The organism is Castellaniella ginsengisoli (assembly GCF_040955415.1).
GTDB lineage: Bacteria > Pseudomonadota > Gammaproteobacteria > Burkholderiales > Burkholderiaceae_B > Castellaniella > Castellaniella ginsengisoli.
In genome coordinates, this window is the sequence record NZ_CP158257.1 from 1202702 (window position 1) to 1229304 (window position 26603).

At 68.2% G+C, this 26603-nt stretch carries 30 protein-coding genes; 7 read left to right on the top strand and 23 right to left on the bottom strand.

Annotated features, from left to right (window positions below):
* Window positions 1-176 precede the first annotated feature (176 nt).
* The 3 genes from rplQ to dsbD all read left to right on the top strand — a co-directional run bounded on the left by rplQ (window position 177) and on the right by dsbD (window position 3174).
* The gene (gene rplQ, locus ABRZ00_RS05665) at window positions 177-560 is read left to right on the top strand and encodes a 50S ribosomal protein L17 (RefSeq protein ID WP_043678910.1); all 384 of its coding nucleotides are present in this window, start codon (window positions 177-179) and stop codon (window positions 558-560) included.
* 136 nt (window positions 561-696) lie between these two features.
* Window positions 697-1101 carry a divalent-cation tolerance protein CutA gene (gene cutA, locus ABRZ00_RS05670; RefSeq protein ID WP_368642679.1) on the top strand — a complete coding sequence of 135 codons (405 nt, stop codon included), beginning with the start codon at window positions 697-699 and terminating at the stop codon, window positions 1099-1101.
* A 36-nt stretch (window positions 1102-1137) separates the two neighbouring features.
* Window positions 1138-3174, top strand: a complete 2037-nt coding sequence (dsbD, locus tag ABRZ00_RS05675) for a protein-disulfide reductase DsbD (protein WP_368644575.1) — start codon at window positions 1138-1140, stop codon at window positions 3172-3174.
* Between the two features lie 51 nt (window positions 3175-3225).
* Here dsbD and tatC read toward each other — a convergent pair whose 3' ends face one another.
* The 21 genes from tatC to ABRZ00_RS05780 form a co-directional block, all read right to left on the bottom strand.
* Window positions 3226-4041 carry a twin-arginine translocase subunit TatC gene (tatC, locus tag ABRZ00_RS05680; RefSeq protein WP_343834897.1) on the bottom strand — a complete coding sequence of 272 codons (816 nt, stop codon included), beginning with the start codon at window positions 4039-4041 and terminating at the stop codon, window positions 3226-3228.
* An 8-nt stretch (window positions 4042-4049) separates the two neighbouring features.
* On the bottom strand, window positions 4050-4529 hold the full coding sequence (gene tatB / locus ABRZ00_RS05685) for a Sec-independent protein translocase protein TatB (RefSeq protein ID WP_368642677.1): 480 nt from the start codon (window positions 4527-4529) through the stop codon (window positions 4050-4052).
* 24 nt (window positions 4530-4553) lie between these two features.
* The gene (gene tatA, locus ABRZ00_RS05690; RefSeq protein ID WP_368644576.1) at window positions 4554-4784 is read right to left on the bottom strand and encodes a Sec-independent protein translocase subunit TatA; all 231 of its coding nucleotides are present in this window, start codon (window positions 4782-4784) and stop codon (window positions 4554-4556) included.
* Window positions 4785-4793: 9 nt separating this feature from the next.
* Window positions 4794-5162, bottom strand: a complete 369-nt coding sequence (locus ABRZ00_RS05695) for a histidine triad nucleotide-binding protein (RefSeq protein WP_368639884.1) — start codon at window positions 5160-5162, stop codon at window positions 4794-4796.
* 138 nt (window positions 5163-5300) lie between these two features.
* Complete coding sequence (locus ABRZ00_RS05700) at window positions 5301-5645, bottom strand: phosphoribosyl-ATP diphosphatase (RefSeq protein WP_343834901.1); 345 nt, start codon at window positions 5643-5645, stop codon at window positions 5301-5303.
* Between the two features lie 46 nt (window positions 5646-5691).
* Window positions 5692-6126, bottom strand: a complete 435-nt coding sequence (hisI, locus tag ABRZ00_RS05705) for a phosphoribosyl-AMP cyclohydrolase (protein WP_368647866.1) — start codon at window positions 6124-6126, stop codon at window positions 5692-5694.
* Complete coding sequence (gene hisF / locus ABRZ00_RS05710; RefSeq protein WP_343834903.1) at window positions 6123-6956, bottom strand: imidazole glycerol phosphate synthase subunit HisF; 834 nt, start codon at window positions 6954-6956, stop codon at window positions 6123-6125. Before hisF ends, hisI begins: the two co-directional genes overlap by 4 nt.
* Window positions 6953-7723 carry a 1-(5-phosphoribosyl)-5-[(5-phosphoribosylamino)methylideneamino]imidazole-4-carboxamide isomerase gene (gene hisA / locus ABRZ00_RS05715; RefSeq protein WP_368647867.1) on the bottom strand — a complete coding sequence of 257 codons (771 nt, stop codon included), beginning with the start codon at window positions 7721-7723 and terminating at the stop codon, window positions 6953-6955. The genes hisF and hisA overlap by 4 nt, the downstream gene beginning before the upstream one ends.
* A 53-nt stretch (window positions 7724-7776) precedes the next feature.
* The gene (gene hisH, locus ABRZ00_RS05720; RefSeq protein ID WP_343834905.1) at window positions 7777-8421 is read right to left on the bottom strand and encodes an imidazole glycerol phosphate synthase subunit HisH; all 645 of its coding nucleotides are present in this window, start codon (window positions 8419-8421) and stop codon (window positions 7777-7779) included.
* A gap of 34 nt (window positions 8422-8455) precedes the next feature.
* Window positions 8456-9043, bottom strand: a complete 588-nt coding sequence (hisB, locus tag ABRZ00_RS05725; RefSeq protein ID WP_343834906.1) for an imidazoleglycerol-phosphate dehydratase HisB — start codon at window positions 9041-9043, stop codon at window positions 8456-8458.
* 61 nt (window positions 9044-9104) lie between these two features.
* Entirely contained in the window at window positions 9105-10406 is a 1302-nt protein-coding gene (hisD, locus tag ABRZ00_RS05730) for a histidinol dehydrogenase (protein ID WP_368642672.1), read from the bottom strand.
* A 30-nt stretch (window positions 10407-10436) separates the two neighbouring features.
* Window positions 10437-11096, bottom strand: a complete 660-nt coding sequence (gene hisG / locus ABRZ00_RS05735; RefSeq protein WP_368639878.1) for an ATP phosphoribosyltransferase — start codon at window positions 11094-11096, stop codon at window positions 10437-10439.
* A 10-nt stretch (window positions 11097-11106) separates the two neighbouring features.
* Window positions 11107-12360: a UDP-N-acetylglucosamine 1-carboxyvinyltransferase gene (gene murA, locus ABRZ00_RS05740; RefSeq protein ID WP_368642671.1), complete on the bottom strand. Its 1254-nt coding sequence runs from the start codon at window positions 12358-12360 to the stop codon at window positions 11107-11109.
* The gene (locus ABRZ00_RS05745; protein ID WP_343834910.1) at window positions 12353-12604 is read right to left on the bottom strand and encodes a BolA/IbaG family iron-sulfur metabolism protein; all 252 of its coding nucleotides are present in this window, start codon (window positions 12602-12604) and stop codon (window positions 12353-12355) included. The genes murA and ABRZ00_RS05745 overlap by 8 nt, the downstream gene beginning before the upstream one ends.
* A gap of 3 nt (window positions 12605-12607) precedes the next feature.
* A complete protein-coding gene (locus ABRZ00_RS05750; protein WP_343835014.1) occupies window positions 12608-13366 on the bottom strand; it encodes an ABC transporter permease in 759 nt (252 codons plus the stop codon).
* A gap of 29 nt (window positions 13367-13395) precedes the next feature.
* The gene (locus tag ABRZ00_RS05755; protein ID WP_368639876.1) at window positions 13396-14187 is read right to left on the bottom strand and encodes an ABC transporter ATP-binding protein; all 792 of its coding nucleotides are present in this window, start codon (window positions 14185-14187) and stop codon (window positions 13396-13398) included.
* Between the two features lie 104 nt (window positions 14188-14291).
* Window positions 14292-14903, bottom strand: coding sequence for a phospholipid-binding protein MlaC (locus ABRZ00_RS05760; protein WP_368640906.1), 612 nt, complete (start codon window positions 14901-14903; stop codon window positions 14292-14294).
* Window positions 14904-15021: 118 nt separating this feature from the next.
* A complete protein-coding gene (locus tag ABRZ00_RS05765; RefSeq protein WP_368639875.1) occupies window positions 15022-15858 on the bottom strand; it encodes a VacJ family lipoprotein in 837 nt (278 codons plus the stop codon).
* Between the two features lie 75 nt (window positions 15859-15933).
* The gene (gene mlaD, locus ABRZ00_RS05770; protein ID WP_343834914.1) at window positions 15934-16422 is read right to left on the bottom strand and encodes an outer membrane lipid asymmetry maintenance protein MlaD; all 489 of its coding nucleotides are present in this window, start codon (window positions 16420-16422) and stop codon (window positions 15934-15936) included.
* A 39-nt stretch (window positions 16423-16461) separates the two neighbouring features.
* Window positions 16462-17250, bottom strand: coding sequence for a lipid asymmetry maintenance ABC transporter permease subunit MlaE (mlaE, locus tag ABRZ00_RS05775; RefSeq protein WP_343834915.1), 789 nt, complete (start codon window positions 17248-17250; stop codon window positions 16462-16464).
* Between the two features lie 16 nt (window positions 17251-17266).
* Complete coding sequence (locus ABRZ00_RS05780; RefSeq protein WP_368639874.1) at window positions 17267-18088, bottom strand: ABC transporter ATP-binding protein; 822 nt, start codon at window positions 18086-18088, stop codon at window positions 17267-17269.
* Between the two features lie 145 nt (window positions 18089-18233).
* On the opposite strand from ABRZ00_RS05780, the gene ABRZ00_RS05785 reads away from it, so the two are divergent.
* The 4 genes from ABRZ00_RS05785 (at window position 18234) to ABRZ00_RS05800 (ending at window position 20339) form a co-directional block, all read left to right on the top strand.
* Window positions 18234-18782 (top strand): RNA polymerase sigma factor, encoded by a 549-nt coding sequence (locus ABRZ00_RS05785; protein ID WP_368642670.1) that lies wholly within the window; start codon window positions 18234-18236, stop codon window positions 18780-18782.
* A gap of 13 nt (window positions 18783-18795) precedes the next feature.
* Window positions 18796-19254, top strand: coding sequence for an anti-sigma factor (locus ABRZ00_RS05790; RefSeq protein WP_368642669.1), 459 nt, complete (start codon window positions 18796-18798; stop codon window positions 19252-19254).
* Window positions 19251-19724 (top strand): Spy/CpxP family protein refolding chaperone, encoded by a 474-nt coding sequence (locus ABRZ00_RS05795; RefSeq protein ID WP_368642668.1) that lies wholly within the window; start codon window positions 19251-19253, stop codon window positions 19722-19724. The genes ABRZ00_RS05790 and ABRZ00_RS05795 overlap by 4 nt, the downstream gene beginning before the upstream one ends.
* Window positions 19725-19841: 117 nt before the next feature.
* Entirely contained in the window at window positions 19842-20339 is a 498-nt protein-coding gene (locus ABRZ00_RS05800) for a hypothetical protein (RefSeq protein ID WP_368639870.1), read from the top strand.
* Window positions 20340-20386: 47 nt separating this feature from the next.
* Here the strand turns inward: ABRZ00_RS05800 and ABRZ00_RS05805 are convergent, their stop codons facing one another.
* Both ABRZ00_RS05805 and ABRZ00_RS05810 read right to left on the bottom strand, forming a co-directional pair.
* Complete coding sequence (locus ABRZ00_RS05805; RefSeq protein ID WP_368639869.1) at window positions 20387-21850, bottom strand: glutamate synthase subunit beta; 1464 nt, start codon at window positions 21848-21850, stop codon at window positions 20387-20389.
* 9 nt (window positions 21851-21859) lie between these two features.
* On the bottom strand, window positions 21860-26563 hold the full coding sequence (locus ABRZ00_RS05810) for a glutamate synthase-related protein (RefSeq protein ID WP_368642667.1): 4704 nt from the start codon (window positions 26561-26563) through the stop codon (window positions 21860-21862).
* Window positions 26564-26603 lie beyond the last annotated feature (40 nt).

Sequence of the window (26603 nt, forward strand, 5' to 3'; positions counted from 1 at the left end):
GCAGTACCGGCGTGTGCAAGGCCGCCTGCCGCGGCCGCGCACATGCTAATATCCCGCCCTGGCCGTTTTGGCGGCCGGGATTCAACCCACCCGGGCCGCGGTGAGGCGCTTTCCGAACACGAGGCGCTCTGATCCGATAGAAGATCCGGGTTTCATAGATTCAAAAGGAAACCGAAATGCGCCATCGTCACGGCCTTCGCAAACTGAACCGCACCAGCAGCCACCGTCTGGCCATGTTCCGCAACATGGCGGTGTCCCTGCTGACCCACGAAGCCATCAAGACTACCCTCCCCAAGGCCAAGGAACTGCGCCGCGTGGTCGAGCCCCTGATCACCCTGGGCAAGAACCCTACGCTGGCCAACCGCCGCCTGGCCTTCGCCCGCCTGCGCGACCGTGACGCCGTCACCAAGCTCTTCAACGATATCGGGCCGCGCTTCGCCGCCCGTAACGGCGGTTATACCCGCGTGTTGAAGATGGGCTTCCGCCAGGGCGACAACGCCCCCATGGCCTACATGGAACTGGTCGATCGCCCCGAAGCCGAGGCGCCGGCCGGCGAGTAAGCCAGGCCATGCCGCCCCGGGGGGGCGGTGCCGCACCAGAAACGGGTTCCGCGAGGAGCCCGTTTTGCGTTGGCGCATACATGCCGCGCGGCATCCCCGGGTACAATGGATTCAATACCCCATTGCCGTGGAAATCATGAAAGATCAGACACCTGGCGGCGAGTCCACCCCTGTCGTGCGCCAGGCCGGGGCGCCTACCGACACCGTGGTGGTGCTCAGCACCGCGCCCGACGAACTGCTGGCCAAGCGTATCGCGCATGTGCTGGTCGAAGAATCCCTCGTGGCGTGCGCCCAGGTGGGCCCGGCAGTGATCTCCATGTATCTGTGGCAGGGCGAGCTCGAAGGTACGGACGAAGTCCAGCTCACCTTCAAGACGGCGGCCGATGCGCTGCCCGCGCTGTATGCGCGCTTGTGCGACCTGCACCCCTACGAAATTCCCGAATTCGTGGTGCTCGGCGTGCCGGCGGGCAGCCGCGCCTACCTGAGCTGGGTGGCCCAGGGCACCCGGGCCGCCGCCCAGCCCGCCGCCGGGGATGCCTGACGGGCCTTCCCGTCATTGTCTGCAAGGAATTCACCGATGTCGTTTCTGCCGGACCTCCGCCTGCCGCTGTCGCCGGGCCCGCTTCCGCGCGCGCGCCTGCAGGGCTTCTCGCGTCGCGCCGCAGCCGGGCTGAGCGCGCTATTGCTGGCGCTGGGTGTGTTGTGCGCCCCCAATGCCGTTCGCGCCCAGGATGAGTTTCTGGACCCCGCGCTGGCGTTCGTGGAAACGGTGGCGATGACGGATCCCCTGACGCTCGACATGCACTGGCGGATCGCTCCAGGCTATTACATGTACCAGGATCGCTTCGAAGTGCGTATCGAAGACGCCCAGGGCGCATTGCTGCTGTTCCGGCGCTCCGATCTGACCCCGCCAGAAGCCGAAACCCGTGTGCCGGAGTGGGGTGATGCGCTTCATCTGCCGCGCGGGCGGGTCAAGTATGACCCTACGTTCGAAAAGGACATGGAGGTCTTCCATGAAGGCGTGACGCTGCGCGCGGCCCTGCGGCCAGGCGCCCAGGGGCCTTTGCAGGTCACGATCACGGGACAAGGCTGCGCCGATGCCGGCCTGTGCTATCCGCCCATGACAAAAACCTTTGTCCTGCAGGCGGACGGCGACGGCTATCGCGCGGTCGGCGATCTGGCGAGTGATCGGGTGCCGCCGCCGCGCGACGAGACGGCTGCCCCGGACGCATCCGGGATGTTGGCCGGGCAGGCCGGCGCCGCGCTCGCCGCACCCGGCGGCGGGTCCTGGCTGGAATGGGGCGACCGGGGCATGGCGGCCTGGCTGCATCAGGCGCCGATGTGGCAGATCCTGGCGTTGAGCTTGCTGCTGGGCGCCTTGCTGTCCCTCACGCCCTGCGTGCTGCCCATGGTGCCCATTTTGCTGGCCGTGATCTCCGGCAGCGGCGCGGTCGGCCGGGCGCGGGGCCTGGGGCTGGCGGCTCTCTACGTGCTGGGCATGTCCCTGGTGTATACCGCGCTGGGTGTGGCGGCCGGCCTGCTGGGCGCCGGTCTGGCGGCCTGGCTGCAGTCGCCCTGGGTGCTGGGCACGTTTGCCGTCCTGCTGGCGCTGTTCGCCCTGGCGATGCTGGATGTATTCACTCTGCAGGCGCCTGTGGGCCTGCAGTCGGCCATGCAGGCGCGCCTGCAGCGCCTGCCGGGGGGGCGCGCGGGCGGCGTGTTCGCAATGGGGGCGTTGTCGGCCCTCATCGTCGGCCCGTGCGTGGCCGCGCCGCTGGCCGGCGTGCTGCTGTTCATCTCACAGACCGGCGACGTGGTGGTGGGCGGCGCCGCCCTGTTCGCGCTGGCCTGGGGTGAGGGCCTGCTGCTGCTGGCCGTGGGGGCCGGGGCGGGCGCCTTGATTCCGCGTGCGGGCGCCTGGATGGCGTTGCTGAAAGGGGGCTTCGGCCTGCTGCTGCTGGCGACCGCGTGGTGGATGGCGCGGCCTCTCCTGGCCGACGGGCTGTACGTCGCCGGCTGGATCCTGCTGGCCCTGTGGGCCGCGTTGCTGGTCTGGTCGGCGGCGGGCCGGGACCCGGATGAAACCGGGCCGATGCGGCTGCTGGCGCGCGCCCTGGCTGCGATGCTGGCCCTGTGGGGGTTGGCGCAGGGGGCCGGCCTGCTGGCGGGCGGGCAGGATATGCTGCGCCCTCTGGCGCCATTCACCGCCGGTGCGGGCGGCGTGGCGGCGTCCGCGGATCCCGCCGCGGTTCGCGCCCGTTTCACGCGCGTGGCGTCGCTGGCGGATCTGGACGCGCGGCTGGCCGCCACCGACCGGCCCGTGATGCTGGATTTCTACGCCGACTGGTGCGTGTCCTGCCTGGAGATGGAGAAATTCACCTTCAGCGATCCGGCCGTGTCGGATCGTATGGACCGGATGCTGCTGTTGCAGGCGGATGTCACCCGGATGACGGACGAGGATCGCGCGCTGCTGGCGCGCTTCGATCTGTTCGGCCCGCCGGGCATTCTGTTTTTCGATGCGCGGGGACGGTTGATTCCCGAGGCCCGGGTGGTGGGATTCAGCAAGGCCGAGGCCTTTCTGAAGGTGCAGGACCGGGTGCTGGGCGCTCGTTGAGGCGGGCGTCCCGGCCCTCGCCGGACGGCGGCGGGCCCGGGCAGGCGCGCCTCAGTCGCCCGGCTCGCCAGTGGGAGCGTCCGTGCGGCTGAGGTCGCGCGCGGAGTCGGCCTCGTCCTCTGGCGCGGGCTTGCGCTTCTCGATGGCGGCGCCGGCCAGGATGCCGATTTCATACAGCAGACACAACGGCGCGGCCAGCAGGATCTGGCTGAGCACATCGGGCGGCGTCACCACGGCGGCGACGACGAAGGCGCCGACGATCACATAGCCGCGGATCTCGCGCAGTTTCTTCACCGTGACCATGCCGGTCTTGACCAGCAGGATGACCGCGATCGGGACCTCGAAGGTCACGCCGAAGGCCAGGAACATGGTGAGCACGAAATTGACGTAGGCTTCGATGTCCGGCGCGGGGGTGATGGATTGCGGCGCGAAATGGGCAATGAAGCTGAACACCGTGTGGAAGACCACGAAATAGCAGAATGCCATTCCCGCCAGGAACAGCAGGGTGCTGGAGATGATCAGCGGCAGCGCCAGGCGTTGTTCGTGGCGATACAGGCCCGGGGCGACGAAGGCCCAGGCCTGGTACAGGACCACCGGCAGGGCCAGCACGAAGGAGGCCAGCAGGGTGACCTTGATCGGCACCATGAAAGGGGTGATGACGCCGGTGGCGATCATGCGGGTTCCCTGGGGCAGGGTCGCCAGCATGGGCTGGGCCAGGAGGTCGTAGATCGGCGAGGGGCCGGGGTAGATGAACAGCACCACGAAGATGCCCAGCACGGCCGCCACGGCCCGCAGCAGGCGCGTGCGCAGTTCGACCAGATGGGAGATGAACGTGTCCTGGGAGGAGGGTTCGGAAGCGTCTGTCATGCCGGGCTTCAGTGGCTGGATTCGGGGGAAGCCGGCGCGGGCCGGGAGGCGGGCGCCGGTTCAGCGGCCGGTTCCGGCCTGGGCGCCGGGGGAATGGAGGCCGGTGCCTGGGGCGCGGACGCATCGGCATCGGCGGCAGCCGGCGCGGAGGTGCCGGAAGGCAGGGGATCCAGCGCCTGGCGGGCCTGGTCCAGGGTGTCCTTGAGCGCCTGCGTGGGCTGGGTGACGGCCGCCTTCAGGTCGTCCACCGACGAGGTCATCGAGGTCTGGACCGAGCGGGCGGCGTCTTCCATCTGATGCTTGATGTCGCCGATTTCCTTGAGATCCATTTCCTTCTGGATATCGGTCTTGACTTCGTTCACGTAGCGCTGGGCGCGGCCGAGCAGGTGCCCGATGGTGCGGGCGACCTTGGGCAGGCGCTCGGGGCCGATGACGATCAGCGCGATGACGCCGATCAGCATCAGTTCGCTGAAGCTGACATCAAACATGGCGAATCCGGTGGGCGGCGGGGATCAGGCGTCGGTCTTTTCGCGGGCCTGGACGTCCACGGTATCGGGATCCTGGGTCTGCTGGGTGACGGCGGGCTTGGCGGCGGAGTCGTCCTGCGCGTCTTTCATGCCCTTCTTGAAGCCCTTGACGGCGCCGCCGAGGTCTTCGCCCATGTTGCGCAATTTTTTCGTGCCGAAGATCAGGGCCACGATGACCAGGACGATCAGCCAGTGCCAAATGCTGAAACTACCCATGAGAACTCCTTAAGCGGCGGGCGCCGCGCGGTTTGACCAGGGGCGTTCGCCCCCCAGGATGTGGAAATGCAGGTGATCGATTTCCTGCCCGCCTTCGGCGCCGGTGTTGGCCACCAGGCGGAAGCCCCCGGCGGGCAGGGGGTTGCAGCCGTTGCCGAAAGCGATCTCGGGCGCCAGACGCAGCATGCGCGCCAGCCAATCGCCGTCGGCGGGGCCGATCTCGGCCAGGGAGGCCACGTGATGTTTCGGAATCAGCAGCAGGTGCACGGGCGCCGCCGGGTTGATGTCGTGGAACGCGAGGAATTCGTCGTCTTCGTGGACAATGCGGGCGGGAATTTCGTGCCGGGCGATTTTACAGAACAGGCAATCGTGGCTCATGGGGATCTACGAGGCAGGGCCGGACATCGGCCCCATCAATCCCGTATGTTGCCATATTTTCGCGAGGGCCGGTTCGACGCGGCGGGGCGGGATGCCTTGTTTGCGGGTATGTCCCGAGAAGGCGGGCGCGGACGGGGCTCAATCCCGGGGCCGCGATGCTTTTTCTTCCAGGCCGGACAGGCCCTCGCGGCGCGCCAGTTCGGCCAGCACGTCTTCGGGGCGCAGGTCGAAATGCGTCAGGGCGACCAGGCAGTGGAACCACAGGTCGGCGGTTTCGGCGACGATGCGCTCGCGGGTGCCGTCCTTGGCGGCCATGACCAGTTCGGTGGCTTCTTCTCCGATCTTCTTCAGGAAGGCGTCGGGGCCACGCGCCAGCAGCTTGGCGGTGTAGGAGGTCTGCGGATCCCCGCCGCGATCGGGCCGGCGCGTCGCCAGGGTGTCGGCCAGCCGGGCCAGGATATCGGCAGAGGAGGGAGTCGTCATGTGGATGGATCCGTGATCGAAGGAAAACCGCGCCGGATGCGCACGCTCAGTGCTTGTCCGGGTGCGGATGCCCGTAGATGGCCGTCGGATCCTTCAGCACGGGATCCTGGACGGCCCAGGCCGGCTGCATGCCGTTCAGGTCGAGGCTGCGGTAGAAGCATCGCTCGCGCCCGGTGTGGCAGGCGATGCCGCCGATCTGGGTGATCTTGAGCAGCAGCACGTCGCCGTCGCAATCCAGGCGGATGTCGTGGACCTGCTGGACGTGGCCGGATTCCTCGCCCTTGCGCCACAGGCGGGCGCGTGAGCGCGAATAGTACACGGCCTGGCCGGTGCGCACGGTCTCGCGGACCGCCTCGGCGTTCATCCATGCCATCATCAGCACGGTGCCGGTGCAGGCATCCTGGGCGATGGCGGGGATCAGGCCCTGTTCGTCGAAGCGCAGGGCCGCCAGCCAGTCTTCGGGGGAAGCGGACGCCGTCATGCGGTGGCCTGCCCGGGGGCGGTGCGCACCGGGATGCCTCGGGCGGCCAGGTAGGCCTTGGCCTCGGCCAGGGTGTGCTGGCCGAAATGAAAAATGCTGGCGGCCAGCACGGCGCTGGCGTGGCCCAGGGTGACGCCGTCGGCCAGGTGCTGCAGGGTGCCGACGCCGCCCGAGGCGATCACCGGCACCGGCACGGCGTCCGAGACGGTGCGGGTCAGTTCCAGGTCGAAACCGGATTTGGTGCCGTCGCGGTCCATGCTGGTCAGCAGCAGTTCGCCGGCGCCCAGGTCGGCCATGCGGCGCGCCCACTGCACGGCGTCCAGCCCTGTGGCGCGGCGCCCGCCGTGGGTGAAGATTTCCCAGCGCGGGGGCTCATCCGCGCCGCTGACGCGGCGTGCGTCGAGCGCGACGACAATGCATTGCGATCCGTGGTGGCGCGCGGCCTCGGCCACGAGCTCGGGGCGGGCGACCGCCGCGCTGTTGATCGAGACCTTGTCGGCGCCGGCGTCCAGCAGGCGCTGCACGTCGCCCACCTCGCGTACGCCGCCGCCGACCGTCAGGGGGATGAAGACCTGGCGCGCGACCGCTTCGATGATGGGCAGGATCAGGCCGCGGTTGTCGGACGTGGCCGTGATGTCCAGGAAGGTGATTTCGTCGGCGCCCTGCTCGTCGTAGCGGCGGGCGATTTCCACCGGGTCGCCGGCATCGGTCAGGTTGACGAAGTTCACCCCCTTGACCACCCGTCCGGCATTGACGTCCAGACAGGGGATGATGCGGCGGCACAGGCCCGAGAGGGCCGGCTGCCCGGCCACTGCGGCGGCTTGGGTCATGCGCCGTCGCCCTCGTCTTCTTCCGCGGAGCCGACGAGTTCGTCGGCCAGGGCCTGGGCGGCGGCGAAATCCAGGGTGCCTTCGTACAGGCTGCGGCCCAGGATGGCGCCGTCGACGCCTTCTTGGGACACTTCGCACAGGGCGCGGATGTCGTCCAGCGAGGCGACGCCGCCCGAGGCGATCACAGGGATGCGGACGTGCTGCGCCAGGCGCACGGTGGCCTCGATGTTGACGCCCGAGAGCATGCCGTCGCGGCCGATATCGGTGTAGATGATGGACTCGCAGCCGTAGTCCTCGAACTTGCGGGCCAGGTCCAGCACGTCGTGGCGGGTCAGTTTCGACCAGCCGTCGGTGGCGACCTTGCCGTCGCGTGCGTCCAGGCCGACGATGATGTGGCCGGGGAAGGCCGAGCAGGCGTCGCTGAGAAAACCGGGATCCTTGACCGCCGCCGTGCCGATGATGACGTAGGAGATGCCGTTGTCCAGGTAGTATTCGACCGTGTCCAGGTCGCGGATGCCCCCGCCGATCTGCACGGGGATGGATTCGTCGACGGCCTCGATGATGGCCTGGATGGCGGCGCGGTTGCGCGGCTTGCCGGCGACGGCGCCGTTCAGGTCAACCAGGTGCAGGCGGCGCGTGCCCTGGTCGACCCATTGGGTGGCCATGGCGGCGGGATCTTCGGAAAACACGGTGGCCTGGTCCAGGTCGCCCTGGCGCAGGCGCACGCAATGCCCGTCTTTGAGATCGATGGCGGGGATGAGAAGCATGGTCGTCGTGGTCAGTGCCGAAAGGAGGAAGCGGTGCCGGGAGCCGGATGGTTTCAGGGCTGCCAGCGGGTGAAATTGCGGTACATCCGCAGCCCGGGGGCTGCGCTCTTTTCTGGGTGAAACTGTACGGCAAAAATATTGCCGTCCGCAATGGCGCAGCAAAATGGCAGGCCGTGGAGGCTGGTGCCGGCCGCCAGCGCCGGATCGGCGGGTTCGGCGTAATAGCTGTGCACGAAATAAAACGGCGTGTCCTGGGCGATGCCTTCCCAGAGCGGGTGGGCGCGCGTCTGGGTGACGGCGTTCCAGCCCATGTGGGGCACTTTCAGCCGGGCGCCGTCGCCGGTGGCATGGTCGAAGGCCGGGCCCTGAAAGCGGCGTACACGGCCGGCGAACAGGCCCAGGCCGGGGGTGTCGCCCTCGTCGCTGGCTTCGAACAGCATCTGTTCGCCCACGCACACGCCCAGCAGCGGTTTCTCGCGGGCGGCCTGCAGCACGGCTTCGCGCAGCCCGGAGGTATCCAGGGTGCGCATGCAGTCGGGCATGGCGCCCTGGCCCGGAAACACGACACGGTCGGCGGCGCGGATTTCGCCGGCCTCCCGGGCGATGCGGATGTCGTGGTCGGGGGCGGCGGCTTGCAGGGCGCGGGCGACGGAATGGAAGTTGCCCATGCCGTAGTCGACGATGGCGATGCGGGTCACGATGCGGAGATCCTGGGACGGTAGGCGGGGTGGATTACAGCGAGCCCTTGGTCGAGGGGATGGCGCCCCCGGCGCGCGGATCGACTTCGGTGGCCATGCGCAGGGCGCGGCCGAAGGCCTTGAAGATCGTCTCGCACTGGTGGTGGGCGTTTTCCCCATGCAGATTGTCGATGTGCACGGTCGCCTGGGCGTGATTGACGAAACCCTGGAAGAACTCGCGCGCCAGATCGACGTCGAAGGTGCCGATGCGGGCGCGGGCGTAGTCCACCCGGTAGAACAGGCCGGGGCGGCCGGAAAGATCCACCACCACGCGCGACAGGGCCTCGTCCAGCGGCACGTAGGCGTGGCCGTAGCGGCGCAGGCCGGCCTTGTCGCCCGCGGCGGCGGCGAAGGCCTGGCCCAGCGTGATGCCGACGTCTTCCACGCTGTGGTGGTCGTCGATGTGGGTGTCGCCGTCGCAGTGGACGTCCAGGTCGAACAGGCCGTGGCGGGCGATCTGGTCGAGCATGTGATCCAGGAAAGGCACGCCGGTGTTCAGCGTGCGGGTGCCGGTGCCGTCGAGATTGATGCTGACGCGGATGCGGGTTTCCTGGGTGTTGCGTTCGATGGTGGCGGTGCGCATGGGCGATGAAGGCTCGTTCGGGTGGGAACCGCGCGGCCGTGCGGGGCCGCCCGGGCGGATGTCAGGGGTCCAGGCGCAGCGAGGCGCTGGCGGCGTGGGCGTGCAGACCCTCGCCCGTGGCCAGGGTGGCGGCGATGCGGCCCAGGGTCTGGGCGCCGGCGCGCGACACCTGGATCAGGCTGCTGCGCTTCTGGAAATCATACACGCCCAGCGGCGAGGAGAAGCGCGCCGTGCGCGCGGTGGGCAGGACGTGGTTCGGCCCGGCGCAGTAATCGCCCAGGGATTCGGAGCTGTAGGCGCCCAGGAAGATCGCGCCCGCGTGGCGCACCAGGGGCAGCAGGGCCTGCGGATCCCGGGTGGAGAGCTCCAGGTGTTCGGGGGCGATGCGGTTGACGATGCCGCATGCCTGCTCAAGGCTGTCGGTGCGGATCAGCGCGCCCCGGTTGGCCAGGCTGATGCGCAGGATATCGGCGCGCGGCTGGGCGGGCAGCAACCGCTCGATGGCGGTCTGGACGGCGTCCAGGTAGTCGCCGTCCGGGCACAACAGGATGGCCTGGGCGAGTTCGTCGTGCTCGGCCTGGGAGAACAGGTCGATGGCCAGCCATTCGGCCGGCGTGCTGCCGTCGGCCACGATCAGGATCTCGGACGGGCCGGCGATCATGTCGATGCCCACCGTGCCGAACACGCGGCGCTTGGCCGCCGCGACGTAGGCGTTGCCCGGCCCGACGATCTTGTCCACCGCGGGCAGCGTGCGCGTGCCATAGGCCAGGCCGCCCACGGCCTGGGCTCCGCCGATGGCGAACACGCGGTCCGCGCCGCCCAGGGCGGCGGCGGCCAGCACCATGGGATTGCGCACGCCGCCGGGCGTGGGCGTGACCATGATCAGCTCGGGCACGCCGGCGACCTTGGCCGGGATGGCGTTCATCAGCACGGAAGACGGGTAGGCGGCCTTGCCGCCCGGCACGTACAGTCCGACGCGGTCCAGCGCGGTGACTTGCTGGCCCAGCATCGTGCCGTCGGGTTCGGTGTAGGTCCAGGTTTCGGCGCGCTGGTGTTCGTGGTAGCGGCGCACGCGGTCGGCGGCGGCTTCGAGCGCCGCGCGCTGATCGGCGGGCAGGCTGTCCAGGGCCGCCAGCCAGTCGGCGCGGGGGATTTCCAGCGCCGACAGGTCGTCGGCCTGTACGCGGTCGAAACGCGCCGTGTAGTCCAGGATGGCCGCGTCGCCGCGCGCCTGCACGTCGCGGAGGATCTCGCGCACGGCGGTCTCGATGGCCTCGTCCTGGGAGGCGTCGTAGGCCAGCAGGCGGGTCAGGGCCGCATCGAAATCGGGAGAGCGGGCATCCAGGCGGTGAATCAGGGACATGGCGGCGATTGGAATGGGGTGGGTTCTATCTTACTGTGCGGCGGCCCGGGCGAAAGCATCCAGGAAGGGCTGCAGGCGCGCGCCCTTCATCTTGAGCGCGGCCTGGTTGACGATCAGGCGCGAGGAGATCTGGCGGATTTCCTCGACTTCGACCAGGCGGTTGGCGCGCAGCGTGCCGCCCGAGGACACCAGGTCGACGATGGCGTCGGCCAGGCCCACCAGCGGGGCCAGCTCCATCGAGCCGTAGAGCTTGATGATGTCCACGTGCACGCCCTTGGCGGCGAAGTGCTCGCGCGCGGCGCGCACGTACTTGGTGGCGATGCGCAGGCGCGAACCCTGGTGCACGGCGGCCTGGTAATCGAAGCCTTCGGGGGCGGCCACGCAGAGGCGGCAGCGGGCGATGTTCAGGTCGGTGGGCTGGTACAGGCCGCCCGGGTGCTGCGCCATGTGCTCGTGCAGCACATCCTTGCCGGCGATGCCGAAGTCGGCCGCGCCGTACTGGACGTAGGTGGGCACGTCGGAGGCGCGCACGATGATGATGCGCAGGTCGTCGGAATCCGTGGGCAGGATCAGCTTGCGCGAGGATTCCGGGTTCTCGGATACGTTCACGCCGGCGGCGGCCAGCAGGGGCAGGGTTTCTTCGAAGATGCGGCCCTTGGACAGCGCCAGGGTCAGAGGGTGGAGAGCCATGCGGGGCCTGTCATTGAATGCGTTGGATGTCCGCGCCCAGCGCCTGGAGCTTGAGCTCCATGCGTTCGTAGCCGCGGTCCAGGTGGTAGATGCGCTCCACCGTGGTCTGGCCGCTGGCCGCCAGGCCGGCGATCACCAGGCTGGCCGAGGCGCGCAGGTCGGTGGCCATGACGGTGGCCCCGAGCAGTTGCTCGACGCCCTGGACCACGGCGGTGTGGCCGTCGATCTCGATGTCCGCGCCCATGCGGTGCAGTTCCTGCACGTGCATGTAGCGGTTTTCGAAGATGTTTTCGGTGATGACGGCGGTGCCGTCGGCCAGGGTGTTCAAGGCCATGAGCTGGGCCTGCATGTCGGTCGGGAAGCCCGGGTATTCGCTGGTGCGAAAGCCCGTGGCGCGTGGCCGGCCGGCCATGCGGGCGCGGATCCAGTCCGGCCCGGTGGTGATTTCGAGCCCGGCGTCGCGCAGTTTGTCCAGCACCGCGCCCAGCGTATCGGGGGCCGCATGGCGCAGGGTGATGTCGCCGCCCGTGGCCGCCACGGCGCACAGGAAGGTGCCGGCTTCGATGCGGTCGGGCACGATGCGGTGGGCCGCGCCGTGCAGGCGCTCGACGCCCTCGATGACGATGCGGTCGGTGCCGTGGCCCTCGATGTGGGCGCCCATGGCGACCAGCATGTGGGCCAGGTCGACGACCTCGGGTTCGCAGGCGGCGTTTTCCAGCACGGTGCGGCCCTCGGCCAGGGCGGCGGCCATCATCAGGTTTTCGGTGCCGGTGACGGTGACCATGTCCGTGAGGATGCTGGCGCCGCGCAGGCGCCTGGCCTCGGCGACGACAAAGCCGTGCTCGATGCGGATGTGCGCGCCCATGGCGGCCAGGCCCTTGATGTGCTGGTCCACCGGCCGCTGGCCGATGGCGCAGCCGCCCGGCAGGCTGACCCGGGCGCGGCCGAAGCGCGCCACCAGCGGGCCCAGCACCAGGATGGACGCCCGCATGGTCTTGACCAGTTCGTAGGGGGCTTCCTGGCTGGAGACTTCGTCGGCCTGCAGGGTGACGCGGTTTCCCTCCCCGCGCTGCGCGCGCACGCCCATGCGCTGCAGCAGGGTCAGGGTGGTGCCGATGTCGCGCAGATCCGGCACGTTGTCCAGCGCCAGGGGATCGGCGGTGAGCAGCGAGGCGCAGAGGATCGGCAGGGCGGCGTTCTTGGCGCCCGAAATGGCGACTTCGCCCTGCAGCGGCCGCCCGCCCTGGATCAACAGCTTATCCATTGTTCTTGATGGTTTCGTATTCGGCGGGCGTCAGGGTGCGCATCGACAGGGCGTGGATTTCCGCGCGCATGCGCTCACCCAGGGCCTGGTAGACGGCCTGGTGGCGGGCCAGCGTGCGCTTGCCCTCGAACAGGGGGCTGACGATCAGGGCTTCGAAATGGGCGCCGTCGCCGTAGACTTCGAGATGCTCGCAGGGCAGGTTGTCGGCAATGTACTGGCGGACGTGGTCGGGGGTGGGAGACATGGTTCAGCTCCGTAGTTTGTAGCCGCGCGCCAGCAGGCGCAGGGCAAACAGGCTCAGGGCCACGGCGACGGCCAGCACGATGGCCAGGCCGTGCCAGGGGGAAACATCGGACGCCGCGAAGAATCCGTAGCGGAAGCCGTCGATCATGTAGAACACGGGGTTCCAGCGCGAGACTTCCTGCCAGAAGGGCGGCAGGCTGTGGATCGAGTAGAACACGCCCGACAGGAATGTGGCGGGCACAATCAGGAAGTTCTGGAAGGCCGCCAACTGGTCGAATTTTTCCGACCACAGGCCCGCGACCAGGCCGAGCACCCCAAGGATCCAGCACGACAGCACGGCGAAGACCAGCAGCCAGAGGGGTTCCGCGACCGGCAGGCGCACGAAGAACAGCGCCACCAGCCAGACACAGGCCCCCACGCACAGCCCGCGCACGACTGCCGCCAGGATGTAGGCGGCAAAGATCTGGCGGTGGGAGAACGGCGGCAGCAGCACGAAGATCAGGTTGCCGGTGATGCGGCTCTGGATCAGGGACGAGGAGGGATTGGCAAAGCTGTTTTGCAGCATGCTCATCATCATCAGCCCGGGAATCAGGAAAGCGGTGTAGGAGATCGTGTCGTACACCTGGACGCGGTCTTCCAGCACGTGGGAAAAGATCAGCAGGTACAGCAGCGCCGTGACCACCGGCGCGGCGATGGTCTGCAGGCCGACCTTCCAGAAGCGCATCAGCTCTTTGTGCAGCAGGGTCGGAAAGCCCGAACCCATCGCGGGCCGGGTCTGGGCGACGGGGCGGATCACAGCTCGGCCTCCAGCACGGAATCGTCGTGCATGATGCGCACGAAGGCGTCTTCGAGGTCGGCGCCGCCGACCCGCGCCATCAGCGCCTGGGTGGTGTCCAGCGCCACGATCTGGCCGGATTTCAGCATCGCCACCCGCCCGCACAGGGATTCGGCTTCTTCCAGGTAGTGGGTGGTCAGCAGGATCGTGTGCCCCGCCTGGTTCAGGCGCGTGATGAAGTCCCACAGCGTGCGGCGCAGGTCCACGTCCACCCCGGCGGTGGGTTCGTCCAGGATGATCACGGGCGGGCGGTGCACCAGGGCCTGCGCCACCAGCACGCGGCGCTTCATCCCGCCCGACAGCTCGCGCATATTGGTATCGGCCTTGTCCAGCAGCCCCAGGTTGTCCAGGATCTCATCGATCCAGTCGTCGTTGTTGCGCAGGCCGAAATAGCCCGACTGCAGCCGCAGCGTCTCGCGCACGGTGAAGAAGGGGTCGTAGACGATTTCCTGGGGCACCACGCCCAGCGATTGGCGGGCGCGGCGGAAGTCCTCGACCACGTCGTAGCCGCAGACGCGCGCGCTGCCCCGGGTGGCGTGGGAAAGCCCGGCCAGGATGGAGATCAGCGAGGTCTTGCCGGCGCCGTTGGGGCCCAGCAGGCCGAAGAATTCACCGTGCTCGATGGCCAGGCTGACGTCGCGCAGGGCCTGGAAACCGGCGGGCGCCGGCCGGCCTCGCAGGCGATCGCGCCAGGAGCGCGGGTGCGGGGCATAGGTCTTGGAAATGTGTTGCAGGTCGAGAGCGGGCATGGGCAGGCGATGCGCCCCGAAGTGGGCGCCATCGGACATTATAAGGGCTTGTACGGATGCGGCCCCGCTCGTCGCGTCCGCACACGGGCGCGTTCAGCAAGAAATCACTGTTTCGCGTTCAGCGCCTTGATCAGCCCGTCGATCCCGCTGCGGCCGATCTCTGCGGCAAACTGGTTGCGGTAGTTCTGGATCAGCCAGATGCCTTCGACGTTCAGGTCGTAGACTTTCCAGCCCGCGTCGGTGCGCTCGAGCCGGTAGTCCACGCCGATCGGCGGGCTGTTCGGCTGCGAGATCGACGTGCGCACCACCGCGTCGTCCGCCTTGGGATCGCCCCGGAACGGCAGCAGCGTGATCGTCGTGCCCGACGTCACCCGCGTGAACGCCCCGCTGTAGGTGCGGATCAATGTGCCCGTGAACGCCTGGACCAGCGCCTCCTGCTGGGCGGCCGAGGCCTGGCGCCAGTGGCGTCCCGCCGCCAGGCGCGTCGTCTTGTTCATATCGACGTGGGGCAGCGCGTAGCGGCGCACGAGGTCGGCGATGTGGCCGGTGTCGCCCTGCAGCGCCAGGGGGTCGGCCTTGACTGCGTCGAGCATGTTGTTGGCGACGGCTTCGAGGAAGTCGTTGGGCGCGGCCAGGGGGTCGACCGGGCGCTCAGCCGCGCCGGCAGGCGCGGCGGCCAGGCCCAGGGCGGCGCCCAGAAGGCACGGGCCGGCCATCCGGCGCAGGGTATGCAGGAAAAAAGAAAAAAAACGCATGGTCGTCTCCGTGTGACGCTTGCCCGCGCGAGGCGGACGGCTCGGGGCCCGGGCCGTCCGCCGGCCCGGGCGGGCGGTTTCAGTTCTCGGCGTCCGGGTCTTCGTAGACCGGCAGGTCCGGGCCGGCCGGCGCCGCCGTGTGATCCAGCGCGTCCTCGGTCGAGGCGCGGCTGCCCTGCTGGCGGCTGTCGAGCATCGCCTTGCGGCGCTGCAGGTAGGCGTCACGGATGAAGCTGTACCTGTCGAGCGCGATCTGGTCTACGAGGCGGTCGGCCTCCAGGAGGTTGGCGCGCGTATCCACGATGTACAGGCCCAGGATGGAATTGCGCACCGGGACGTTGTCGATGGCGAACACCGCGGCGGTCGGCGTCAGCGGCGCCGACAGGGCGACCGCCGTGCCGACCCCGTCGCGCACCGTGCTCGCGCCGAGGAAAGGCAGCACGAAGTACGGGCCTTGATCGAAGCCCCAGACACCCAGCGTCATGCCGAAATCATTGGGGATCTTGCGCGCACCGTGCATCGAAGCGACGTCGATGCAGCCTCCCAGGCCCGCCGTGCTGTTGAACAGCACCCGGCCGAAGGTATCCACGAAGTCGCGGCCGCGGCCCTGAAGCAGACTGTTGACGCCAGACCAGACGTCGCCCAGATTGCTGAAGATGTTGTGGATACAGGTGCGCACCGGACGCGGCGTGACCGTCTCGTAGCCCGTCGCGATGGGCTTGAGCACGGCGCGGTCCACCGCGTCGTTGAAGCTGTACATGCTGCGGTTGTAGGATTCCCAGGGATCGTTGGGCGCGGGGTGCGGCACGTTGGCGCAGCCGGCCAGCAGGGCGGCGGTCGCCAGAGCCAGCCCTGCGCGGGCCGGGAATGGGCGGGGATGCCGTGCGGCGGGTTTCGTCGGGGCTGCAGGGTGCATGTCGGATCTCGTGCGGTCGGGTCGGTGTGCGTTCGGGCGTCGTTTATTGCTTATTGTAAGTGTAAAGGAAGGGGCTCAATGCCCGGCGTCCGCGCCCTGCTGCGAACCTTCCTTTTCGGCCGAACTGTACAGGAACTTGCTGATGAGGTCTTCCAGCACCACGGCGGATTGCGTGAATTCGATCGTGCCGCCGTCGGCCAGGTTCTTGTCGTCGCCCCCGGGGGTCAGGCCGATGTACTGCTCGCCCAGCAGGCCGGAAGTCAGGATCGAGGCCGAGGAATCCTTCGGGAATGCGTAGGCCTGCTCCATATCCAGGGTGACGACGGCCTGGAAGCGTTGATTGTCGAAGCCGATGGCGGCGACCCGCCCGACCACCACGCCGCTGCTTTTGACCGGCGCGCGGGCCTTCAGCCCGCCGACATTGTCGAAGTAGGCTTGCACCCGGTAGGTGGGGGCGAAGGAAAAGGAGCTCATATTGCCGGCGCGCAGCGCCAGGAACACCAGGGCGATCAGCCCCAGCAGAATGAACAGGCCTACCCAGAAATCGGTTTTCTCGCGTGTCATGAAGTCGTTCCGCAGGTTTCGGTTGGCGAAAAATGGGGGTCAGTGGGCGAACATCAGCGCCGTCAGCAGGAAATCCAGCCCCAGCACCGCCAGGGCGCCGCTGACCACGGTGCGGGTGGTGGCGCGCGCGACGCCCTCGGGGGTGGCGCGCGCCGTCCAGCCTTGGTAGAGGGCGATCAGGGTCACCACGATGCCGAAGACCAGACTCTTGATCACGCCGTTGAGCACGTCGTCGATCACATCCACCCCGCCTTGCATCTGCGACCAGAACGCCCCCGGGTCGATGCCGATCAGCACCACGCCCACGAACCAGCCGCCGAGAATGCCGACCATGGAAAAGACCGCCGCCAGCACCGGCATGGCGATCACACCGCCCCAGAAGCGCGGCGCCAGCACGCGGCGGATCGGGTCCACGGCCATGACTTCCATGGCCGAGATCTGCTCGCCGGCCTTCATCAGGCCGATTTCCGCCGTCAGCGACGTGCCGGCCCGCCCGGCGAACAACAGCGCCGTCACCACCGGCCCCAGTTCGCGCGTGAGGGACAGGGCCACCAGCAGGCCCAGGGCCTCTTCGGAGCCGTAGCGGTTCAACGTGTAGTAACCCTGCAGGCCCAGCACGAAACCCACGAACAGGCCCGAAACCCCGATGATCAGCAGGGAATGGTTGCCGATGAAGTGAACCTGCTGGGCCGTCAGGCGCGGGCGGCGCAGCACCACGCCGCTGCGCGCGAGGATGGCCCCGAAGAGGCGGGCGAAGGCGCCCAGGCCGGTGATCATGGAAGCGAAACCGTGCCCCAGTGCCGCGATGCGGCGTGCGAGCGCGTTCATGGCGCGGCCTTTGTGTTCATGCGGCCCTCCGGTCGGCCAGCCAGCGCTCGAAGGCCGGCGTCAAGGGGTAGTGAAAACCGATCGGCCCGTCGGGCCGGCCCTGCAGGAACTGCTGCAGGTATTCGTCTTGCGAGGCCGAGAGATCCGCCGGCGTGCCCTGGGCCACCAGCCGGCCCTGGCCGATCAGATAGACCTGATCCACGATGGCGAAGGATTCCGCCACGTCGTGCGTGATCAGGATCGAGGCGCAATGCAGTTGATCCGTCAGGGAGCGGATCAACTGGGCCGTGATGCCCAGTGAAATCGGGTCCAGCCCGGCGAAGGGCTCGTCGTAGAGGATGAGTTCGGGTTCCAGCACGATCGCGCGCGCCAGCGCCACGCGCCGCGCCATGCCGCCGGAAATCTCCGAGATCCGCAGGTGCGCCGCATGCCGCAAGCCCACCGCCTGGAGTTTGTCCAGCACTTGTTCCAGGATCTGATGCTCGGAGATGCACGTGTGCTCGCGCAGCGGAAAGGCGACGTTCTCGAAGACGTTCAGGTCGGTGAACAGCGCCCCGCCCTGGAACAGCACGCCCATGCGCTGGCGCACTGCCCGCAGCGGCTCGCCATCCAGCCGGGCCATGTCTTGGCCGAATACGCGGATGCGCCCGGCCTGCGCCTGTAACTGGCCGGTCACCGCCCGCAGCAGCGTCGTCTTGCCCGAGCCCGAGCCGCCCATCATGGCCACGACCTGCCCCGGCATGACGCGCAGGTCGATGCCGCTCAGTACGGTGAATTCGCCGTAGCCGAGCGAAACGTCGTCGAAGGTGACGAGAGGGTCGGAGGAAATGTCAGTCATGGAAAAGGGGCGGACGCCTGTTTTCTATGGATTGTACCTGTGTGGGTTTCCGGTTTGCTGGCGCGCATATCCAGTACCATGCCGGCAGGGCGGGCTGTGGCATGGGGGCAGGGAACTTTTCGCGCCGCCGTTCGTTGGACTGGGTGTGAGTGCAGAAGCCGATCTCGAGGACGAACAGTATGCCGTGCGTGCGGGCGCGGGAGATGATCACGCCTATTCCTGGCTGGTGGCGCGCCACCAGGGCGCCGTCTACCGGTATCTCGTGCGCATGATCCGTGTGCCGGAAATTGCCCGGGACCTCACCCAGGACACGTTCCTGCGCGCCTATCAGGCGATTCGCGCCTGGCGGCCAGAAGCCAAGTTCCGGACCTGGCTGTTTCGCATCGCGCACAACCTGGCGCTGGATCATTTGCGCAGGGCCGGCCGGGTGCGCATGGAGCCCCTGGAATCGGGCCTGGAGGTTCCCGACCCTGCGCCAGGCCCCGAACGGCGGCTTGAAACCGCACAAAGGGCGCACCGCCTGGAACGGGCGCTGGCCGCCGTGGCGCCCGCGCATCGCGAGATTCTGCTGCTGCGAGAGATCGAGGGCATGTCCTACGAGGACATCGCCCGGACCCTGGACCTGAATCCGGGCACCGTGCGCTCGCGCATCGCCCGTGCCCGGGCGGCCTTGCTGGCCGCCCTGAAAGATTGACGAAGGAGACGCCATGCCTTGCCCCCGAACACGATTGCTCTGCGCTTGCCTGGACCCGGAATGGGCCGGGCGCAGGCGCGCCCTGGTCGAGGCGCACGTGGCGCGCTGCCCGATCTGCGAGGCCGAACTGGAGGCCTTGCGGAGCATGACCGCCGGCCTGCGCGCCTTGCCGGATCCCGCCGGGGCGCCGGACGTGGCCCGTTCCTGGCGTCCCGCGCCTGCCGGGCGGCGGCCCGCCCGGCGCCGTTCTTTCACCGACATCCTGCTGGCCGGGCTGGGCTGGTTGCCGGCTGGAGCGGCCGTCACGGCCTCGCTGGCGGTCGGGATCGGGATGGCTGACCGGACTTGGCCCGCGGCGGCCCCCGCATCGCCTCCGGCTTCGATGGCGCGGCTGGACGTTTTTGGGCCGGTCCCGCCCGGCGGACTGTGCGCTGCGGGCGATTTGTGCGGATCCGCCAAGGAGAGAACATGACCCCACGCCACCGGAATATCCTGCTGGCCGCTTCCCTGGCCCTGAACATCGGTTTCGTTGCCATCGCCGTCCAGCGGCACTGGCCGGGCGATGAGCCGGCTCAGGCGGCGGCCTCGCTGACGCAGCGCCTCGGGCTGTCGCCCGGCCAGCAGGCCGCCTGGGCGGCGCTCGAAGCCCCGTTTCTGGAGGATCTGGCCGAAAACTGGGCGGACATCCGTGCGCAGCGCCAGGCCTTGCTCGACGAAGTTTTTTCCGCGCGGCCGGATGCGGCGCGGCTTGACGGTATCCAGGCAAAGATCGCCCGCTTGCAAGACGCGCAGCAAAAGCGCGTGATCCGCCAGTTGCTGGCGGAGCGCAGCGTGCTCGATCCCGGTCAGCAAGCCATGCTCAAAGACCTGCTGATGCAGGAATTCGCCGCGCAGGCCACGCGGGTGGAGCAGTTGCACCAGACGGCGCCCGCAACCCGCTGAAATGCGCGCATCCTGTGTGCGGGCGTTTTGCGGGCGGCCAGGGAACTTTTTCATGGGCGGTTCGTTAGAGCAGATGTCGGAATGACATCGACTTCCCCCTTTTTTGAGAGATGAATCATGAAAATCCAGACTTCCCGCCTCCTGTTCGCCCTGGGGTTCGCTTTGCCGCTTGCGATCGCCGCCGGGCCTCTTCAAGCGGCGCAGACGCACGATCACGGCCACGCGGCCGCGGAACTGGCCCTGGATCACGGCCAGAAATGGGCCACCGATGATCCGCTGCGCCAGGCCATGGGCAATCTGCACCAGGCCGTGGCGCGGGCCCTGCCCGAGGCGCACGCGGGTGCGCTGTCCGATGCGGGTTACGATGCGCTGGGCGCGCAGGCGAATCGCGAACTGGCGTATATCGTTGAGAACTGCAAGCTCGAACCGCAGGCCGATGCCGTGCTGCATGTGATTCTGGCCGATGTGGTCGAGGGGGCGGGTATCGCGGGCGGCCAGCACGCCGGGCAAGCCCGCGCCGCCGGGGTCGTGCGCCTGGCCGAGGCGCTGAACCGCTACGGCGAGTACTTCGATCACCCGGGCTGGCAGGCGATCCGGATTCCGCACGAGTCCTGATGGGGCGCTCCCGCCGCTGAAGCGGCGGGAGCCGTGCCCGGCATGCTTCAGCGCGGCAGTACGGAAGCGCCCATCAGGTATTCATCCACCGACCGCGCGCACTGGCGTCCTTCGCGGATCGCCCACACCACCAGCGACTGTCCGCGCCGCATGTCGCCCGCGGCGAATACCTTCGCCCGGGAGCTGCAGTAGTCGTCGGTGTTGGCCCGGGCGTTCCCGCGCGCGTCGGTTTCCACGCCGAAGGCGTCCAGCACCGTGCGCACCGGCGAGACGAAACCCATGGCCAGCAGCACCAGATCGGCCTGGATTTCGAAGCGCGAATCCTTCACCTCGCGCATCTTCATCTGGCCCGTCGCCTTGTCCTTCAGCCATTCCAGGCGCGTTGCGACCAGCTTCTCCACCTTGCCGCCCTTGCCCTCGAAGGCCTGGGTGCCGACCGCCCAGTCGCGCTGGCAGCCTTCTTCGTGCGAAGACGAGGTGCGCAGCCGGATCGGCCAGTAGGGCCACGTCAGCAGTTTGTCCTCTTCCTCCGGCGGGCGGAACATCAGCTCGAACTGGGTCACCGAAGCCGCCCCCTGGCGGTTGCTCGTGCCCACGCAATCCGAACCCGTGTCGCCGCCGCCGATCACCACCACGTGCTTGCCTTTGGCGCTGATCGGCTTGGCGATGCGGTCGCCATGGTTGATCTTGTTCTGCTGGCGCAGGAAGTCCATGGCGAAATGCACCCCGCGCAGCGCGCGGCCCGGCACCGGCAGGTCGCGCGGCTGCTCGGACCCGCCCGCCAGCACGACCGCATCGTGCTGCGTCAGCAGCTCGTCGGGCGTCACGACCGTCAGGCCGTCCTCCGCGTGTGCCGCGTCGCCCACGTAGGTCGAGGGGAAGAACTCCACTCCTTCGGCCTCCATCTGGGCCAGGCGCCGGTCGATGTGGAGTTTTTCCAGTTTGAAGTCCGGGATCCCGTAGCGCAGCAGCCCGCCGATGCGGTTGCTCTTCTCGTAGACGGACACGCTGTGCCCGGCGCGCGCCAATTGCTGCGCGCAGGCCAGGCCTGCCGGCCCCGAACCCACCACGGCGACCCGCTTGCCCGTCTTGCGCGCGGGCGGTTGCGGCGTCACCCAGCCTTCCTGCCAGCCGCGTTCGATGATCGTGTGCTCGATCGACTTGATGCCCACGGCGTCGTCGTTCAGGTTCAGCGTACAGGCCGCCTCGCAGGGCGCCGGGCAGATCCGGCCGGTGAATTCCGGGAAGTTGTTGGTCGACAGCAGCACGTCGAGCGCGCGCTTCCAGTCCTGGCGGTAGACCAGATCGTTCCAGTCCGGGATGATGTTGTTGACCGGGCAGCCGTGCGTGCAGAACGGCACCCCGCAGTCCATGCAGCGCGCGCCCTGGATGCGGGCCTGCTCGTCGGTCAGCGGGGAGACGAATTCTTTCCAGTGGCGCAGGCGGGATTCCGGCGCCTCGTAGGCCGGCTTGACCCGCGCGAATTCCATGAAACCAGTGATTTTTCCCATGATGTTCTCTCAAGCGACCTGAGCCTGAGCCTGGGTCGGGGTCTGCGCCGCCTGCCACAGTTCGCCCAGGGCGCGGCGGTATTCGATCGGAGTGACTTTGATGAAGGCGCGGCGCGCCTGGTTCCAGTCCTCTAGGATTTCCCGGGCGCGGAAGCTGCCGGTGTGGCGGAAATGGTTTTCCACCAGGCGGCGCACGATGGCCTCGTCGGTCTCGCGCGGGCCGTTGCGCTCCAGGCCGTGCCAGAATTGCGGCTCGCCGGCCTGCCGCTGGGCCTCGTCGGTCTCCATCGGGTCGAGGCGCACCATGCCGGTGTTGCAGCGGCGCGCGAATCGCTGTTCCGGATCCCAGACGTAGGCGATGCCGCCGGACATGCCGGCCGCGAAATTGCGGCCGGTCTCGCCCAGCACCACCACGGTGCCGCCCGTCATGTACTCGCAGCCGTGGTCGCCCGTGCCTTCCACCACGGCGGCGGCGCCCGAGTTGCGCACCGCAAAGCGTTCGCCGGCGACGCCGTTGAAATACGCTTCGCCACCGGTGGCGCCATACAGCACCGTGTTGCCGGCGATGATGTGATCCGGGCCGAAGCCGCGGAAATCATTGGGCGAACGCAGGATCAGGCGGCCGCCCGACAGGCCCTTGCCGACGTAGTCGTTGGCCTCGCCCACCAGGTCCAGGGTCACGCCGTGGGCCAGGAAAGCGCCGAAACTCTGGCCGGCGGCGCCGTTGCATTGGATGTGGATGGTGTCGTCGGGCAAGCCCTCATGGCCATAGCGCCGGGCGACTTCGCCCGACAGCATGGCGCCGATGGTGCGGTTGCGGTTGCGCACCGGGGTGATGAAGGACACTTTCTCGGCGCGTTCCAGCGCGGCCTTGCTGCGTTCGATCAACTGGTGATCCAGCGCGTGCGACAGGCCGTGGTCCTGTTCGTCGGTGTGGTGCACCGGGTCTTCGGTGGGCACTTGGTGGAAGATGCGGCTGAAGTCCAGGCCGTGCGCCTTCCAGTGGTCGATGCCCTTGCGCATGTCGAGCAGGTCGGCGCGGCCGATCAGTTCGTCGAAGGTGCGGATGCCCAGTTGCGCCATGATTTCGCGCACTTCCTCGGCGACGAAGAAGAAATAGTTGACGACGTATTCCGGCTTGCCGTTGAACTTCTTGCGCAGCTCGGGATCCTGGGTGGCGACCCCCGTCGGGCAGGTGTTCAGGTGGCACTTGCGCATCATGATGCAGCCTTCGACGATCAGCGGCGCCGTGGCGAAGCCGACCTCGTCGGCCCCCAGCATGGCGGCGATGGCCACGTCGCGCCCGGTTTTCATCTGGCCGTCGGCCTGCACGCGGATGCGGCTGCGCAGGCGGTTCAGCACCAGGGTCTGCTGCGTTTCGGCCAGGCCCAGTTCCCAGGGGATGCCGGCATGTTTGATGGAGGATACGGGCGAGGCGCCCGTGCCGCCGTCGTGGCCGGCGATGACCACGTGGTCGGCCTTGGCCTTGGCCACCCCGGTGGCCACCGTGCCCACCCCCACCTCGGCCACCAGCTTCACCGAGATCGAGGCGCGCTCGTTGACGTTCTTCAGGTCGTGGATCAGTTGGGCCAGGTCTTCGATGGAGTAGATGTCATGGTGTGGCGGGGGCGAGATCAGGCCCACGCCCGGCACCGAATAGCGCAGTTGCGCAATGTAGTCGGTGACCTTGTGGCCCGGCAGTTGGCCGCCTTCGCCGGGCTTGGCGCCCTGGGCCATCTTGATCTGGATCTGGTCGGCGCTGCACAGGTATTCGGCCGTGACGCCGAAGCGCCCCGAGGCCACTTGCTTGATGCGCGAACGCAGCGAATCGCCGGCCGCCAGCGGCACGTCGGCGGCGATGCGGTCCGCGCCCAGCACGGAGGCCAGGCTGTCGCCCTTGCGCACCGTGGGCTTGCCCGCACGCATCTCGGCGCGGTAGCGCAGCGCGTCTTCACCGCCTTCGCCGGTGTTGGATTTGCCGCCGATGCGGTTCATGGCGACCGCCAGGGTGGCGTGCGCCTCGGTGGAGATCGAGCCCAGCGACATGGCGCCGGTGGCGAAACGCTTGACGATTTCCTTGGCGGGCTCGACTTCGGACAGGGGGATGGCCCGGGCCGGGTCGACGCGGAATTCGAACAAGCCGCGCAGCGTCATGTGGCGGCGCGACTGATCGTTGATGAGCTGGGCGTATTCCTTGAAGGTCGAGTAGTTGTTGGCGCGCGTGGCGTGCTGCAGCTTGGCGATCGAATCCGGCGTCCACAGGTGCTGTTCGCCGCGGATGCGGAAGGCGTATTCCCCTCCCGCGTCCAGCGCGTCGGCCAGCACCGGATCGGCGCTGAAGGCGGCCTGGTGGGTGCGCAGGGCCTCTTCGGCCACCTGGAAGATATCGATGCCCGAGATATTGCTGGGCGTGCCGGTGAAGTATTTTTCCACCAGGCTTTCGTGCAGGCCCACCGCCTCGAAGATCTGCGCGCCGGTGTAGGACATATAGGTCGAGATGCCCATCTTGGACATGACCTTCTTCAGCCCTTTGCCGATCGCCTTGATGTAGTTTTCGGCGGCGTGGGGGTCCGGCATCGCCGATAAGGTTTCGAGCGCCAGCCAGGGATGCACGGCCTCGGCGCCATAGCCGCCCAGCAGCGCGAAATGGTGCGTTTCGCGCGCCGAGCCGGTTTCCACGATCAGACCGGTCCGGGTGCGCAGGCCCGCGCGGATCAGATGCTGGTGGATGGCCGAGGTCGCCAGCAGCGCGGGGATCGCGACGCGCTCGGCATCGACGTGGCGGTCGCTGATCAGCAGGATGTTGTCGCCGCTCAACACGGCATCGGCGGCGCTGGCGCACAGCGAGGCCAGGCAGGCTTCGATGCCTTCGCGGCCCCAGGCGACCGGATAGGTGATGTCCAGCTCGCAGCAGCGGAACTTGTCGTTGGTCTGGCGGCTGATGTGGCGCAACTGCGCCATGGCGGCCCGGTCCAGCACCGGCTGGCTGATCTCCAGGCGCAGGGGCGGGTTGACGTTGTTGATGTCCAGCAGATTCGGCTTGGGCCCGATGAAGGACACCAGCGACATGACCATCTGCTCGCGGATCGGGTCGATCGGCGGATTGGTCACCTGGGCGAACATCTGGCGGAAGTAGTTGTAGAAGGGCTTGGGGCGGTCCGACAGCACGGTCAGCGGCGCATCGTTGCCCATGGAACCGATGGCTTCCTCGCCGTTTTTCGCCATGGGCTCCAGGATGAACTTGAAGTCTTCCTGGGTCCAGCCGAAGGCCTGCTGGCGGTCCAGCAGGCTGGCGGAGGGTTCGGGCAGGTCGTCGGCCTTCAGGGCGGGCAGGTCGTCGAGCTTCAGGCGCAGCCGCTCGATCCACTGCGGGTAGGGATGCGCGTTGGCCAGTTGGGACTTGATTTCCTCGTCCTCGATGATGCGGCCCTGCTGCAGGTCGATCAGCAGCATGCGGCCGGGCTGCAGGCGCCACTTCTTGACGATGCGGTGTTCGGGGATTGGCAGCGTGCCGGCTTCGGACGCGAGGATCACCAGATTGTCGTCGGTGATCAGGTAGCGGGCCGGGCGCAGGCCGTTGCGGTCCAGCGTGGCGCCGATCTGGCGTCCATCGGTGAAGGCGACGGCGGCCGGGCCGTCCCAGGGTTCCATCAAGGCGGCGTGATACTCATAGAAGGCACGCCGCGAATCGTCCATGTCGGCGTGCTGCTCCCAGGCCTCCGGGATCATGATCATCATCGCCTGGGCCAGGGAATAGCCCGACATGACCAGCAGCTCCAGGCAGTTGTCGAAGGTGGCGGTGTCGGATTGGCCTTCGTAGACGATGGGATAGAGCTTGGCCAGGTCTTCGCCCAGCACGGCCGAACTCATGGCGCCTTCGCGGGCGCGCAGCCAGTTGAAGTTGCCCTTGACCGTGTTGATCTCGCCATTGTGCGCGATCATGCGGTAGGGGTGCGCCAGCGGCCAGGCCGGGAAAGTGTTGGTGGAAAAGCGCTGGTGGACCAGCGCCAGGGCGGATACGGCGCGCGTGTCGGCCAGGTCGCGGTAGTACAGGCCGACCTGGCTGGCCAGCAGCAGGCCCTTGTAGACCACCGTGCGCACCGAGATCGAAGGCACGAAATATTCCTGGCCGTGCGCCAGTTGCATGCGCTGGATGGCGTGGCTGGCCGTCTTGCGGATGACGTAGAGTTTGCGCTCCAGCGCGTCGGGGACCATGATGTCGTGCCCGCGGCCGATGAAGAGCTGGCGGATGACGGGCTCGCAGGCCCGCACGGCGGGCGACATCCGCATGTCCTGGTCGACGGGCACGTCGCGCCACCCCAGCACGACCTGGCCTTCGTCGCGCACGGCGCGCTCCAGTTCGCGTTCACAGGCCAGGCGCGAGGCGGTTTCCTTGGGCAGGAAGACCATGGCGACGCCGTAGTCGTCGGGCTGCGGCAGGGTCACGCCTTGCGCGGCCATTTCCTCGCGATAGAGCTGGTCGGGGATCTGGATCAGGATGCCCGCGCCATCGCCCATGAGCTCGTCGGCGCCGACGGCGCCCCGATGGTCGAGGTTTTCCAGAATCTTCAAGGCCTGCTGGATGATGGCGTGGCTTTTATGGCCCTGGATGTGGGCGACGAAGCCGACGCCGCAGGCGTCGTGTTCTTGCTCGGGGCGGTAGAGACCCTGGGCGGCCGGCAGGCCGGGGGGACAGGAAACGGGGTGGGTCATGGCAGGACTCGCGTGGCGGATACAGATGCCGTTTGGCACG

Coding starts and splice junctions, on each gene's coding strand:
- rplQ (WP_043678910.1), top strand. CDS start 177: ATGCGCCATCGTCACGGCCTTCGCAAACTGAACCGCACCAGCAGCCAC.
- cutA (WP_368642679.1), top strand. CDS start 697: ATGAAAGATCAGACACCTGGCGGCGAGTCCACCCCTGTCGTGCGCCAG.
- dsbD (WP_368644575.1), top strand. CDS start 1,138: ATGTCGTTTCTGCCGGACCTCCGCCTGCCGCTGTCGCCGGGCCCGCTT.
- tatC (WP_343834897.1), bottom strand. CDS start 4,041: ATGACAGACGCTTCCGAACCCTCCTCCCAGGACACGTTCATCTCCCAT.
- tatB (WP_368642677.1), bottom strand. CDS start 4,529: ATGTTTGATGTCAGCTTCAGCGAACTGATGCTGATCGGCGTCATCGCG.
- tatA (WP_368644576.1), bottom strand. CDS start 4,784: ATGGGTAGTTTCAGCATTTGGCACTGGCTGATCGTCCTGGTCATCGTG.
- ABRZ00_RS05695 (WP_368639884.1), bottom strand. CDS start 5,162: ATGAGCCACGATTGCCTGTTCTGTAAAATCGCCCGGCACGAAATTCCC.
- ABRZ00_RS05700 (WP_343834901.1), bottom strand. CDS start 5,645: ATGACGACTCCCTCCTCTGCCGATATCCTGGCCCGGCTGGCCGACACC.
- hisI (WP_368647866.1), bottom strand. CDS start 6,126: ATGACGGCGTCCGCTTCCCCCGAAGACTGGCTGGCGGCCCTGCGCTTC.
- hisF (WP_343834903.1), bottom strand. CDS start 6,956: ATGACCCAAGCCGCCGCAGTGGCCGGGCAGCCGGCCCTCTCGGGCCTG.
- hisA (WP_368647867.1), bottom strand. CDS start 7,723: ATGCTTCTCATCCCCGCCATCGATCTCAAAGACGGGCATTGCGTGCGC.
- hisB (WP_343834906.1), bottom strand. CDS start 9,043: ATGCGCACCGCCACCATCGAACGCAACACCCAGGAAACCCGCATCCGC.
- hisD (WP_368642672.1), bottom strand. CDS start 10,406: ATGTCCCTGATTCACCGCCTGGATGCCCGCTCTCCCGATTTCGATGCG.
- hisG (WP_368639878.1), bottom strand. CDS start 11,096: ATGGCTCTCCACCCTCTGACCCTGGCGCTGTCCAAGGGCCGCATCTTC.
- murA (WP_368642671.1), bottom strand. CDS start 12,360: ATGGATAAGCTGTTGATCCAGGGCGGGCGGCCGCTGCAGGGCGAAGTC.
- ABRZ00_RS05745 (WP_343834910.1), bottom strand. CDS start 12,604: ATGTCTCCCACCCCCGACCACGTCCGCCAGTACATTGCCGACAACCTG.
- ABRZ00_RS05750 (WP_343835014.1), bottom strand. CDS start 13,366: ATGGGTTCGGGCTTTCCGACCCTGCTGCACAAAGAGCTGATGCGCTTC.
- ABRZ00_RS05755 (WP_368639876.1), bottom strand. CDS start 14,187: ATGCCCGCTCTCGACCTGCAACACATTTCCAAGACCTATGCCCCGCAC.
- ABRZ00_RS05760 (WP_368640906.1), bottom strand. CDS start 14,903: ATGGCCGGCCCGTGCCTTCTGGGCGCCGCCCTGGGCCTGGCCGCCGCG.
- ABRZ00_RS05765 (WP_368639875.1), bottom strand. CDS start 15,858: ATGCACCCTGCAGCCCCGACGAAACCCGCCGCACGGCATCCCCGCCCA.
- mlaD (WP_343834914.1), bottom strand. CDS start 16,422: ATGACACGCGAGAAAACCGATTTCTGGGTAGGCCTGTTCATTCTGCTG.
- mlaE (WP_343834915.1), bottom strand. CDS start 17,250: ATGAACGCGCTCGCACGCCGCATCGCGGCACTGGGGCACGGTTTCGCT.
- ABRZ00_RS05780 (WP_368639874.1), bottom strand. CDS start 18,088: ATGACTGACATTTCCTCCGACCCTCTCGTCACCTTCGACGACGTTTCG.
- ABRZ00_RS05790 (WP_368642669.1), top strand. CDS start 18,796: ATGCCTTGCCCCCGAACACGATTGCTCTGCGCTTGCCTGGACCCGGAA.
- ABRZ00_RS05795 (WP_368642668.1), top strand. CDS start 19,251: ATGACCCCACGCCACCGGAATATCCTGCTGGCCGCTTCCCTGGCCCTG.
- ABRZ00_RS05800 (WP_368639870.1), top strand. CDS start 19,842: ATGAAAATCCAGACTTCCCGCCTCCTGTTCGCCCTGGGGTTCGCTTTG.
- ABRZ00_RS05805 (WP_368639869.1), bottom strand. CDS start 21,850: ATGGGAAAAATCACTGGTTTCATGGAATTCGCGCGGGTCAAGCCGGCC.
- ABRZ00_RS05810 (WP_368642667.1), bottom strand. CDS start 26,563: ATGACCCACCCCGTTTCCTGTCCCCCCGGCCTGCCGGCCGCCCAGGGT.